14 protein-coding genes are annotated in these 11,713 nt (G+C 65.1%); 5 read left to right on the top strand and 9 right to left on the bottom strand.

Features of this window, described 5'->3' with window-relative positions; translation table 11 throughout:
• Genes C0V75_RS20005 through C0V75_RS19980 form a run of 6 tightly spaced genes read right to left on the bottom strand, consistent with a single transcriptional unit; the run spans position 1 to position 5,662 of the window.
• Positions 1-720 carry an ABC transporter ATP-binding protein gene (locus C0V75_RS20005; RefSeq protein ID WP_101922819.1) on the bottom strand — a complete coding sequence of 240 codons (720 nt, stop codon included), beginning with the start codon at positions 718-720 and terminating at the stop codon, positions 1-3.
• A 59-nt stretch (positions 721-779) separates the two neighbouring features.
• Positions 780-2,054 carry an ABC transporter substrate-binding protein gene (locus tag C0V75_RS20000; protein WP_101922758.1) on the bottom strand — a complete coding sequence of 425 codons (1,275 nt, stop codon included), beginning with the start codon at positions 2,052-2,054 and terminating at the stop codon, positions 780-782.
• 44 nt (positions 2,055-2,098) lie between these two features.
• Positions 2,099-3,160 (bottom strand): maleylacetate reductase, encoded by a 1,062-nt coding sequence (locus C0V75_RS19995; protein WP_101922757.1) that lies wholly within the window; start codon positions 3,158-3,160, stop codon positions 2,099-2,101.
• Positions 3,157-3,816, bottom strand: a complete 660-nt coding sequence (locus C0V75_RS19990; RefSeq protein WP_101922756.1) for an alpha/beta hydrolase — start codon at positions 3,814-3,816, stop codon at positions 3,157-3,159. The genes C0V75_RS19995 and C0V75_RS19990 overlap by 4 nt, the downstream gene beginning before the upstream one ends.
• Complete coding sequence (locus C0V75_RS19985; RefSeq protein ID WP_101922755.1) at positions 3,816-4,772, bottom strand: VOC family protein; 957 nt, start codon at positions 4,770-4,772, stop codon at positions 3,816-3,818. Before C0V75_RS19985 ends, C0V75_RS19990 begins: the two co-directional genes overlap by 1 nt.
• 5 nt (positions 4,773-4,777) lie before the next feature.
• A complete protein-coding gene (locus C0V75_RS19980; RefSeq protein ID WP_101922754.1) occupies positions 4,778-5,662 on the bottom strand; it encodes a dioxygenase in 885 nt (294 codons plus the stop codon).
• 87 nt (positions 5,663-5,749) lie between these two features.
• On the opposite strand from C0V75_RS19980, the gene C0V75_RS19975 reads away from it, so the two are divergent.
• Positions 5,750-6,700 carry a LysR family transcriptional regulator gene (locus C0V75_RS19975; RefSeq protein WP_101922753.1) on the top strand — a complete coding sequence of 317 codons (951 nt, stop codon included), beginning with the start codon at positions 5,750-5,752 and terminating at the stop codon, positions 6,698-6,700.
• Positions 6,701-6,804: 104 nt separating this feature from the next.
• Here C0V75_RS19975 and C0V75_RS19970 read toward each other — a convergent pair whose 3' ends face one another.
• Together C0V75_RS19970 and C0V75_RS19965 are read right to left on the bottom strand one after the other, a co-directional pair.
• Positions 6,805-7,146 (bottom strand): Hpt domain-containing protein, encoded by a 342-nt coding sequence (locus tag C0V75_RS19970; protein WP_101922752.1) that lies wholly within the window; start codon positions 7,144-7,146, stop codon positions 6,805-6,807.
• Between the two features lie 206 nt (positions 7,147-7,352).
• Positions 7,353-7,769, bottom strand: a complete 417-nt coding sequence (locus C0V75_RS19965) for a host attachment protein (protein WP_101922751.1) — start codon at positions 7,767-7,769, stop codon at positions 7,353-7,355.
• A 246-nt stretch (positions 7,770-8,015) separates the two neighbouring features.
• Between C0V75_RS19965 and C0V75_RS19960 the strand changes: the two genes are divergently transcribed.
• From C0V75_RS19960 to C0V75_RS19945, 4 genes are read left to right on the top strand one after another with little or no spacing between them, the layout of a single operon-like run.
• Positions 8,016-8,828: an ABC transporter ATP-binding protein gene (locus tag C0V75_RS19960; protein WP_101922750.1), complete on the top strand. Its 813-nt coding sequence runs from the start codon at positions 8,016-8,018 to the stop codon at positions 8,826-8,828.
• Between the two features lie 34 nt (positions 8,829-8,862).
• Positions 8,863-9,639 (top strand): transporter substrate-binding domain-containing protein, encoded by a 777-nt coding sequence (locus C0V75_RS19955; protein ID WP_101922749.1) that lies wholly within the window; start codon positions 8,863-8,865, stop codon positions 9,637-9,639.
• A 26-nt stretch (positions 9,640-9,665) separates the two neighbouring features.
• On the top strand, positions 9,666-10,382 hold the full coding sequence (locus tag C0V75_RS19950; RefSeq protein ID WP_254216540.1) for an ABC transporter permease: 717 nt from the start codon (positions 9,666-9,668) through the stop codon (positions 10,380-10,382).
• A gap of 4 nt (positions 10,383-10,386) precedes the next feature.
• Positions 10,387-11,163, top strand: coding sequence for an ABC transporter permease (locus C0V75_RS19945; protein ID WP_101922747.1), 777 nt, complete (start codon positions 10,387-10,389; stop codon positions 11,161-11,163).
• A gap of 31 nt (positions 11,164-11,194) precedes the next feature.
• Here the strand turns inward: C0V75_RS19945 and C0V75_RS19940 are convergent, their stop codons facing one another.
• Complete coding sequence (locus tag C0V75_RS19940; RefSeq protein WP_101922746.1) at positions 11,195-11,674, bottom strand: hypothetical protein; 480 nt, start codon at positions 11,672-11,674, stop codon at positions 11,195-11,197.
• Between the last annotated feature and the right edge of the window lie 39 nt (positions 11,675-11,713).

Raw genomic sequence — 11,713 nt, 5'->3', positions numbered from 1 at the left:
CTAGACCTCCATCCCCAGATAGATTTCGCGCACCTCCTTCGAGGCCATGATCTCGGCAGGCTCTCCGATCCCGATCACCTTGCCGAAATCCAGCACAAGAAGCCGCTCCACCACCGAATTCAGGGCGTGCAGCACATGCTCGATCCAGATGATCGTGATGCCCTTTCCGTGCAGTCCCCGGATGGTTTCCACCAATGTCCGGCATTCCGCCTCGGTCAGACCGCCCGCGATCTCGTCCAGCAGCAGAAGTTCCGGCCCCGTCGCCATCGCGCGCGCCAGTTCCAGCCGCTTGCGATCCAGCAGCGTCAGACTTCCCGCCAGTGCATTGGCCTTCCCCAGAAGGCCCGTATCGCGCAGTACGTCGGCACAATCCCCGGCCACTGCACTTTCGGGCAGTCCCCGGCCATAGGCGGCGGCGGTCAGCAGGTTCTCGAACACCGTCAACCCTTCAAAAGGCTGCGGGATCTGGAAACTGCGCCCGACACCCATCCGCACCCGATCCATCGCCGGGCGCCGCGTCACATCATGTCCCAGCAGGGTGATGCGCCCTTGATCGGCAAGGATGTTGCCGGTGATCAGGTTGAACAGCGTCGATTTCCCCGCCCCGTTCGGCCCGATGACCCCCAGCGCCTGCCCCTTCGGCACCGACAGGCTCACGTCATCGGTCACCTTCAAGGCGCCGAAACTCTTGGAAACGGACGTAAGTTCGAGAACGGTCATCACCACCACCGGAAGGGAAGGCCCGCACCCCCGGAAAGGCCGGGGATGCGGGAATGCAGTCAGGCCAACGCCTCCATGGCCGAGGCAGCGGGGATTTCCGGCGCGGTCTTGTTGTCCACGATGACCAGATCGAAGGTGCCATCCTCCTTGCGCCGCCATTGGCCCCCGACCAGCGGCGTCTTGGTGACGTTGGTCTTGGCGAAATCCGGCACGCCCGCCCCGTTCCAGGCCACCTTGCCGACGATCGTGTCCACATCCGTCGCCGCGATGGCGGCGGCGACGGCCTCGCCATCGGTCGGGTCATCCACGCGGCCCATCACATTCGATGCCACTTCGAACAGCGAATGGACAAAACCGATGGGCTGCGTCCAGGGCCGCCCGGTCTTGGCCGTGAAATCCGCAGCCAGGTCGCCTGCCGATTGTCCGGTGACCGAGGATTTGAAGGGATGCTGCGCGCTCCACCACACTTCCGAGGAAAGGTTGTGTCCCGCCTCACCCAGTGCCTCCACCGATTGCGGAAACAGGATGGCCTTCGCAACCGTGATGATCTTGGGGTTATAGCCCTGCTGCAACGCCTGATTGCGGAAGGTGGTGAAATCCGGCGGGATCACCACACCCGTCACGATGTCGCAATTCGCCGCTTTGAAGGCGTTGATCTGGGCGCTGAAATCGTCGTTCAGGTTCTGATACCGCCCCGGATCGTTCAGGGTATAGCCCTGTGCCGCAAAGCCGGGGCCAACGCCGACATTCGGGTCGCCCCAGGCATTGCCGTCGCCGTCATTCGGGAACAGCCCGCCAACCTGCTTGTTCGTCTCGATCTGGTTCCACATGTTCAGGAAGACCGCGATCACGTCCTCCAGCCCCCAGAAGTAGTGGAAGGCAAAGTCGAACGGCTGCCAGCTTGCTGGGTCGCCCGGGTTGCCCTGCTGCCCGATGAACCAGGGCTGCCACGGCGCCTTGGTCGAAATGCAGGGCATCCCCTCCGCCTCGCAGGTGGTGGCGACGGGGTTGGTCGTCTCCGGGGTGGAGGCGACGATCATCAGATTGATCTCGTCATCCACGATCAGTTCCTTTGCCACCGCGGCGGCGCGGTTCGGATCGGACTGGCTGTCCTTCACGATCACTTCGAAGTTCTGGCCGACCGACGTCGCCAGAAAGCTCTCGATGTTATAGGCGTCGCTCTCCGCAAACCCTGCCAGAGGCCCGGATTGCGGGCTGACATAGCCGATACGGATCTTCGCACCTTGCGCGATGGCGGGGGCGAACAGGCCCGGTGTGGCCATGGCAAGACCCGTTGCCGCTCCGGTCTTCAGAAGTTTCCGTCTGGTGATCATCTCTCTCTCCTCCCTTTGTTTCGTTTCGCCGTGATGGCGATCAGTCAGTCCGGGCAGCGCCCGTCGAAGGCGTCTTGCAGCAGGCGACGGATGCCATCCCGGTCAATTGTCCGGGGATTGGCATAGGGGTTGCGGGTCGCGATCTCGGCCGCGCGGTCCAGATCGGATGATGACAGCCCCAGATCGGCCAGTCGCATCGGCGCACCGACGGAACTTGCGAAATGCCACAGTCCTGCGCCCGCCCGCCCCTCCCCGAAGGTCCGTACGATAGGGTCCAGCAAGCCTCCCACGCTATCCTCGTTGAAGGCCGTCGTATGCGGCAGCAGCACCGCATGGGTCTCTGCATGGGGCAGCCCGAAACTGCCGCCCAGCACATGCGCCAGCTTGTGATGCAGCGCCATCGAAACCTGCCCCAGCGTCAGGGAACAGCCCCAGGCAGCAAAAAGCGCCTGGGCCCGTGCCCCTGCATCCTGCGGATGCTGCATCAGAACAGGCAGCGCGTCCCGAAAGGCCACCATGGCTTCGCGGCTCAGGGCCTCCGTCACCGGGTTCCGGTCCGGGGCATAGAACCCTTCCATCGCATGGGCGATGGCGTTCAGTGCCGAGGTGACCGTCAGGCCAACCGGCAGGGTCAGCGTCAGGTCAACGTCATAGACCACCACCTCGGGCCGGATCGCCGGGTCCCGGCGTGTGGTCTTCTCCCCGGCGGCCGTCTCGCCCAGGATATCCGTCATTTCGGACCCGGCATAGGTCGTGGGCACCACCACCTGATCCGCCCCGGTTCGCAGCGCGATGGCCTTGCCCAGTCCGGTCGTCGATCCACCCCCAAGGCTCACGACGCAATCCGCCCCATGGGCGCGGAAGGCAGCAATCGCGGCCTCCGTCACGTCCACCGGCGTATGCATCACCGCCCCCGCAAAGACCCCCGCCGCCCGCTCCCCAAGTGTGGCGGCAAGGGCCTTCGCCTGCTCTTCCTGCTGCGGCGTGGACAGCACCAATGCACGCGAATGGCCAAGACGCGCCACCTCTTCCGGCACCGCGGCCAGCGTTCCATGGCCAAAGACGACGCGTGTCGATAGACCGGGGAAAACAAAGGGATGGATCATCGCGCAGCCTCCATCCTCGGCCGCTGCCCTGCGGAAAGGTCCATCAGTATCCCGTCCAGCATCGCGATTTCGGGCTCCGAAACCTCATGGGCCCGGTCGTGAAACAGGTCCGCGCGCAAGGCGGCACCACACCGACCCAGTTCCATGGCGGCCTCTGCAAAGGCCGCCACCGGAATCCACGGATCGTCACTGCCACCGGAAAGATACACCGGCAGCCCGGCCGTCAGATCCGCCGCGCGTTCACAGCCCGAAAGGCCGACACGGCAACCCGTGAAGGCCACCACGGCATCCGGCGCGGCGCGCCCCGAAAAGGCATGTTCCAGCGAAAGGCACGCCCCCTGGCTGAAGCCGGCAAGCAGCAAAGGAACATCTCCCGCCGCGCTGCGGAAGGCCGCAATCAGCCGCTCCAGATCCGCCAGTGACTGACCCAGTTCCTCCCGTGTCGCGCTGGTCAGCGCATCAATGGCACGTGCACTGTACCAGTTGGCCTCGCCTGCCCTTGGCAGCACGAAACAGACCGGCAAATCCGACAGACGCCGGATCACCGCTGCGTTCATCTCCTCGGGCGATTGGTTCCGCCCGTGCAGGAACACGCAGACCACCTTCGCGGCCGCGGGCGGCAACCCCAGCAGAAGATGATCCGCTATGCCCGGCATCAGAAGGCCGCCGGTTCCAGCCCGGCCTCCATCTCGGCCCGCCGATCCTCGAACCACGGCGGGAAGACCAGCGACTGGCCGATGGCATCGGCGGGTTCGTCCTTGGCCCAGCCTTCCGGAACCGTCCAGGCCAGTTCGAACAGCGCGCCGCCCGGGCTGCGCATGTACATCGACTTAAAGTAGTTGCGATCCTTCTGCTCGCTCACATCCGTATAGCCCATGCCCTCCAGCCGGGCCTTCAGGGCGATCTGGTTCTCCTCGTTCCCGGTATCGAATGCGAGGTGATGGACCGTCCCACCCGCCAGCGTCCAGGTCCCCTGTGCGCTGTCCCGGTCAAGGATCAGTTCCAGCGCCGCCGTCCGCCCTTTGGCCGCTGGCACCATCCACAGACTGCCCCGGTCATCGCTGCCCTCGCGGGCGAATTGCATCCCGATATCCAGGAATTCTTCCATTGCCGAGGTGTCCATCACCGCGACAGCCCCGCCATAGATGCCCCGGATGCCCTGCTGCGCCCCGATCCCCTGCGCCTCGTTCACGATGGAAGGGCGGCTGTCCGCGGGATTTTCCACCAGCTCATGCGGAATGCCGCACGGATGGGCAAAGGCGACCCGGCTCAGTCCGAAACGTTCCGTCGCCGTCGCCGGAACCCCCATCCGGTTCAACCGTTCGATCCAGAAGGCCGAAGAACCGACGGGGATCGACTGCATGATCGTCCGCGTCTGGTTCGTGCCGCGACGGCCATAGATTCCCGGCTTCTTGAAGGGAAAGGTCGTGATGATGGTCGAGGCATCCCCCGAGCGCGACCCGTAGTAAAGGTGATAGACCGGCAGCGTGCCGTCAAAAAGGACAGTCCGCTTGACCGAATAGAGACCGAGGATCTTCGTGTAGAAATCGTAATCTTCCTGCACGCCATGCGTGCTCATCGTCAGATGATGGTAACCAGTGACGAGGGCCATTTTCGTCATCCTTCCATGTCATGGGTCTTGGGTTTCTGCGGGCTGCCGCCATCGGCACCGGCAAGCACCAGCACCACATCCAGCGCCCATCCGGGGCCATCGGGCCGGAAATCCCCGATCAGCCCGGGCTTGACGGCAAACAGGGCGTCCCTGTCGATGGCCGCGTCACTGCCATCGAAGATCGCGGTCACAAGTCGGTGGTGGCCGGGCGCCGTGACCGCAAAGTGAATATGCGCGGGCCGGTCCAGCGAAAGGCCGATCCGGCGCGCCAATTGGCCCACCGGCCCGTCATCCGGCAAGGCATAGCCCGCCGGGCGGATCGTGCGGAACCGGAACTGGCCATCGGCATCGGTGATGAACCTGCCGCGCAGGTTATGCTCGGGCTGGTTATCCGGGTCCTGATTCTCATAGCGACCCAAGGCATTGGCGTGCCAGACCTCCACGACAGCCCCGGCCAGCCCCTCGCCCGCCTGAGACAGCACCCGCCCCCGCACCGAAAGGGGATCACCTTCCCCGTTCCGGCAGAGGTCCGCGCCCAATGGCAGAAGTGGCGCATCGGCCCGATAGAAGGGCCCGGCAAGGGCCGAGGGTGTCACCCCCTCGGGCGTTCCCTCGTCGCCGTTCATCACGCCGTCGGACAGCCCGAAGACATCGGCAAGCAATACCCATTCCTGCCGCCGCGCATCGGTCGCATAGCCGACTTCGGTCAGGAACTGCACCACGGCATCCAGTTCCTCCGGGCTTGGCCGCAAGGTCGCGATGATCTGGAAGGCATGCGCCGTGATCAGGCGGACAGCATCCGCCAGACGCCCCGGTGCAGCGGCATCCAGCCGCTGGCGCAACGCCGCCGCGATCCTGTGGCCTTCCGAACTGGCGTGATGCCCGTCCATGCCCGCTCCCCCTCTTCCAGCACAAAGGTTAGGTGGCGCGATCCGGTCGGCTGATGACTTTTCGGAAGATCAATATACCATTTTGTTATGAAGCTCAGCGAATCCCACCTCATTCAGCTCTCTGCCGTCGTCGATGCCGGCAGCGTCAGCAAGGGCGCGGCGGCGTTGGGACTGTCGCAACCCGCCATGTCGCGCGCCTTGGCCCAGCTGGAGGCGCGCGTCGGCAAGCCCCTTTTCATCCGGGACCGTCGCCCCCTTCAGGCAACACCGCTGGGGATGCAGCTGGCGGCACATGGGCGGCGCATCCTCGCCGAAAGCCGCCGCGCGACCGAGGCCGTGCAAAGCCTCCTGCGCGGCACCCGCGGGCTGGTGCGCGTCGGTGGCGTGCCCTTCTTCATGGATGCGATGGTCAGCCGGATCATTGCCAACTTCCAGAACCACCACCCTGACGTGATGTTCCAGCAAAGCTACGGGAACCTCTCCGAAGTGGCCCTCGGCCTGCAATCCGACCAGCTTGATCTTGGCATCGTGCCTCTGGGAACCTCTGGCGAGCCAGAGGGGCTTGAATTCATTCCCATTCTTGCGGCGCGCAATGTGGCCTGCTGTCGGCAGGGCCATCCCCTGCAACGTGCAAAGCGGCTGACAACCGCCGATCTGGGCCGTTACCCCTGGGTCGCTCCCCTCCCCGGCTCACCGCTTCTGGCCGATCTCTTCGCCATCCGCTCCTCGCTCGGTTCCTCCGATCTCGATATCCGCTATTCCGGCGGATCGCTCCTTTCCGTCATCAACTACATGGCGGAAACCGATGCCCTCGCTGTCCTGCCCTTTTCGGTCTATTTCGCCGAACGCAAGCAGAACCGCATCGCCGTCCTGCCGGTCGATATCCCGCAGCCGCAGCGCAACCTCGGTGTCCTGCGCCTCGCAGGCCCGAGAGGCAACCCGGCCGCCGCCAGCTTCGCGGATTTCGTGGTGGAGTCCTTCAACTCCATGCAGCAGCTTATCCTGCGTCACGAAAACGCCGTCGTCTGGCGGCGCTAGACCTCAGACAAACCTGCATTCATCGTTTTGATAACATCAGGCTATGTCCAGCAGACGCCTGAAAGACCCTGCCGCGACGGCCGCCCCGATGCCTCCGCGGCGCCCTAACCCGCAACCGCCGAGATAAGGGCATCCCCTGTCTCTTGCGCGCGGCCGGGTATGGCCGCGATGAGCTGGGGCAAGCGCCGCACCGCATCCTCGGTTCGGGCGACGTTCTCGATTTCCTTCAGCGCCGCATGCAGCGCCTTCGCCCCAATGCTGGCCGCCGAACCCGATGTCCGATGTGCCGTCCGCGCCAGTGTTTCGAAATCACCCTCAGCCAGCAATTGCGTCAGTCTGGCGGTGGTCTCCTCCACCTCTGCCAGCATGCGTTTCACGAAGGCGCGGAAGGTGTCGTCTCCCAGCGTTTCGCGCACTTCCGTGATGACATCCACGTCAATCATCATGACCCACTTCTCCGCGTCACCCGGAGTCTATGCATTCCAGCATGGGGTGCAAGACCGACGAAAGCCATCCTGCTACCTGAAAGTATATCATTTCAGGGGTTTGGGCGGCATTCCGCCGGGGCGCCGCAAACCCCATCCCTGCCGCCTTGCCGGGTCAGGACGCCAGTCTCCCTCACCGGCCAGGTGCCGGGGTTCGCTGATCCCGCTCAGGCCGCCTGCCCCAGGGCGGCATTCACTTCGGTCACGATCTTTCCCAGCGGTTGCCGCGTCAGAGTCTTCGGCAGCGCCAACACGACCCGCGCCCGCAACTCCTCGTCAAGGCGGGCCCGTATCGCATCCAGAAGCGGCGTCGGCGCCGCCAGGACAAGCCGCTCCGCCCGCCCACGCGCCGCCTCGCGCGCCAGCCGCCCCACAAGCTGCGCCGCCAGCGCGGTGGTGGCCAGACGGCTGCGATCTGTCACCTCGGGAAGGGTGGCCCAGCCCTCCGGGCGCGGGGTATCCGGCGCATCCATACGGTCGATCAGGCGCAAGTCGGGATTGCGCATGCATCCGGCATTTTCAAGGATCATCGCCCCATCCGGACATGCGACGACGATCCAGGTTCCACGAAAAAGTCCAGACATCCTGTTGTTCCTCCTTCTTCTCGCCCCGGGTCGGTTCAACCCGAGGTGGCCATGCGGTCGGTCCACGGAAGTGCGGCAGCATGACGCAGGTGCGATTATTGCCGCTCCAGGGCGGCGCGAAGGCCTCTGAGGGCCGCTTTCTCACCCAGACGTCATCCGGGGTGAGGCCGTTCCGGGCGGGCCTTTCGGGCACAAAACGATTTCTCTTGCCAGACCGGGGCTTGGCGCGGCTAACCTGTTCTCCGGATGAACAACAAGGTGGGCGCGGGTTTGGGCGTTACGGTTCCCCTGACGGACAAGAGCGCCACCGAGGCGATCCGGGTGGAAGGCCTGCGCAAGTCCTTCGGCCCGCATGAGGTTCTGAAAGGCGTCGATCTGACCGCCCATGAAGGCGATGTCATCGCCGTCATCGGGGGCTCCGGGTCCGGCAAATCCACCATGCTGCGCTGCATCAACTTCCTTGAAACCCCCAGCGCGGGCCGCATCGTCATCGCCGGGGAAGAGGTCCGCCAGCGTCCCGATGGTGGCGGGCCGGCCGATCGTCGCCAGATCGAACGCATCCGCCGCAGTCTGGGCATGGTGTTCCAGAGCTTCAATCTCTGGACCCATAAGACAGTGCTCGACAACCTGATCGAAGTGCCCGTCCACGTCCTCGGCGTCTCCAGGGCCGAGGCGACCGACCGCGCCCGCAGCCTGCTCGCCCGCGTCGGCCTGGCCGAAAAGGCCGACAGCTACCCCGCTTTCCTTTCCGGTGGCCAGCAGCAACGCGCCGCCATTGCCCGCGCCCTCTGCATCGAACCCCGGGCGATGCTCTTTGACGAACCCACCTCCGCGCTCGACCCCGAACTGGTCGGCGAGGTGCTCGCAGTCATCCGCGGCCTCGCCGCAGAGGGCCGCACCATGATCCTCGTCACGCATGAGATGAAATTCGCGCGGGAAGTGGCAAGCCATGTCATCTTCCTCGCCAATGGGCAGGTCGAAGAACAGGGCCCGCCCGATCAGGTCTTCGGCGCACCGCAATCGCCGCGCCTTCAGCAATTCCTCCGGTCCGTGGGCTGAGAGGGGGAAAAAACCAAATCAGGGAGTCTGACCGATGAAAAAGAACATGACCGCCGCCCTTGCGCTGACCCTCGGCCTGATGGCCGGCGCCGCCAGCGCGCAGAACGTCAAGGTGGGCATCGCCGCCGAAGCCTATCCTCCCTTCGCCAGCCAGGATGCCAGCGGCGCCTGGGTCGGCTGGGAGGTGGAGATGATCGGCGCGATCTGCGCGGCCGGCGGCCTGACCTGCGAAATCGTGCCGGTGGCCTGGGACGGCATCATCCCGGCGCTGACGGCTGGCCAGATCGACGCGATCATGGCGTCGATGTCGATCACCGAAGAGCGGATGAAGACCATCGACTTCTCGGACAAGTATTACAACACCCCCACCGTCGTCGTCGGCACCAAGGGGATGGAGATGGACGCCACGCCCGAAGGCCTGACCGGCAAGATCATCGGGGTTCAGGTCTCCACCGTTCATCAGGCCTATGTCGAGAAGTATTTCGCCCCCGTCGCCGCCGAGGTGAAGACCTATCAGACGCAGGATGAGGCGAACCAGGACCTTGTCGCAGGCCGGATCGACGCGATTCAGGCAGACAGCATCGCTCTGGATGCCTTCCTCGCCACGCCCGAAGGCCAGGCCTGCTGCGAAGTGAAGGGAACCGTGGCCGATGATCCTTCGGTTCTGGGCCTTGGCGTGGGCGTAGGCCTGCGCAAGGGCGAGGAAGAGCTGAAGGCCGCCTTCAACAAGGGCATCGCCGGGGTTTTGGCCGATGGCACCTATGACAAGATCACGGCAGGCTACTTCGCCTCCTCGATCTACGGGAACTGAGGCGCAGGCCCGGCGGACAGAGGGGCGTGGAAACCCTCGGCCTTCTCTCCTTCTCTCCACCCGGCTGGGGGGCAACCCTTCTGGCCGGGCTCTGGAACTCCTTGCTGATCGCGGTCGGGGCCTTCGGCCTCGGCCTGATCCTCGGCACCTTGGGGGCATGGGGCAAGCTGCATGGCGGCCCCATCACCCGTGATCTGCTGTCGATGTACACGACCATCGTCCGCGCCGTGCCGGAACTGATCCTGATCCTGATCCTCTATTTCGGCGTGACCGATCTGGTGAACCAGATCCTCATCGCCTTCGGCCATGAACGCGTTCAGATTTCCGGCGTCGCGGCGGGGATCACCGTCCTCGGCATCGTTCAGGGCGCCTATGCGACCGAAGTGCTGCGCGGCGCCCTGCTCGCCGTCCCGCAAGGGCAGGTAGAGGCCGCAAAGGCCATGGGAATGCCGCCCCTCCTCATGGCGCGGCGGATCATCTTTCCCTGCATGCTCGGTCTTGCCATGCCGGGACTTGCCAACCTCTGGCTGATCGCCACCAAGGACACCGCCCTCCTTGCCGTCGTCGGCTTCTCCGAACTCACCTTCGCCACGCGTCAGGCCGCCAGCACGACCAAGGCCTTCTTCACCTTCTTCATGGCGGCAGGGGCGATCTACCTGATCGTCACCCTCCTCTCCGGCTGGGCCTTCGCGCGCATCGAACGCTGGGCGCGGCGGGGCGAGCCGCGCAATGCGGGGGGCTAGGGGCATGCGCGGCTGGCTGCAACCTCATCGCATCGTCCTGATCCTGATCGGGCTTGCTCTGGTCTGGCTCTGCGTCACCCAGATGCGCTGGGACTGGCTGCCCAAATACGCGCCCATGATGGCCGAAGGCCTGTGGCGCACGATCTGGCTGCTTGTCCTCTCCTCGATTTTCGGCATGGCCCTCGCCATCCCTCTGGGATTGGCACAGGCGGCGGGACCGTGGTTCCTGGCCACGCCCGCCAGGATATTCTGCACCGTGATCCGGGGGACACCCCTGCTGCTGCAAATTTGGCTGCTCTATTACGGCCTCGGCTCGCTGTTCCCGCAATTCCCCTGGATCCGCGAAAGCGATCTCTGGCCGATCCTCCGGCAGGCCTGGCCCTATGCGCTGCTTGCCCTCACCCTCTCCTTCGCGGGCTATGAGGGAGAGGTGATGCGCGGTGCCTTCCGCTCCGTTCCCCGCGGGCAGTTGGAGGCGGCGCGCGCCATGGGCATGCCCCGCCACCTGATCCTCTGGCGCATCTGGCTGCCGCAGGCCCTGCGCGCCGTCCTGCCCACTCTGGGCGGAGAGACCGTGCTCCAGATGAAGGCCACCCCCCTCGTCGCAACGATCACCGTCGTCGAAATCTACGCCGTGGCCAGCCGCGTCCGGCAGGATACGTTCATCATCTACGAACCGCTCCTGCTGCTCGCCCTGGCCTATCTGGCGCTTGCAGGGCTCATCGTGCTTGCCTTCCGCTGGTTCGAAAACCGCGGCCCGGTGCGGCACCGCCCGGGCTAGGCGGTGCCGCAAGGGTCATGCCGGTGACGGCTCAGCTCTTGCCGCCGTTGCCACCACCCGAACCGCCGCCATTGCCGTTGCCGTCGCGGGTATTGTCGCTGGTATCCGACCCGTTCGAATCCGAGCTGGGGCCGTTGTCATCCGACGTGTCCGCAGCACCGTTGTCGTCGGTGCTGTCGCCACCCGACCGCAGCGAGTAACGCACTTCACCCTCTTCGACGCGGACACGCACTTCCTGCCCGTCGGCAGTGGTCGCGCGGACACGGATTTCCCCGTCCCAACCGGTGCGATACCGGTCAACCGTCAGTCCGGCCGTCGAAAAGGCCGAACGGACGCTTTCCTCGGTCGGCGGGGTGTCGCCCCGGAACAGCGTGCCGAGGAAATCCAGATTGATCGGCGCCTGACTCGGCACCGTCGGCGCGGTCGGTGTCGTCGTCGTCTGGGCAAAGCCCGCCTGAGCGGCGACCACAGCGGCGGCGGTCATGGCGAGGATGCGATGTGTCTTCTTCATGCTCTTGGTCCTTTTCTGTTATGGCCGGGCGGGGCCGTG

It is taken from the genome of Tabrizicola sp. TH137 (assembly GCF_002855575.1).
In the GTDB taxonomy this organism is placed as follows: Bacteria; Pseudomonadota; Alphaproteobacteria; order Rhodobacterales; family Rhodobacteraceae; genus Paragemmobacter.
Note: the sequence above shows the minus strand (reverse complement) of the source record. Positions and strands in the feature narration are given on the sequence as shown.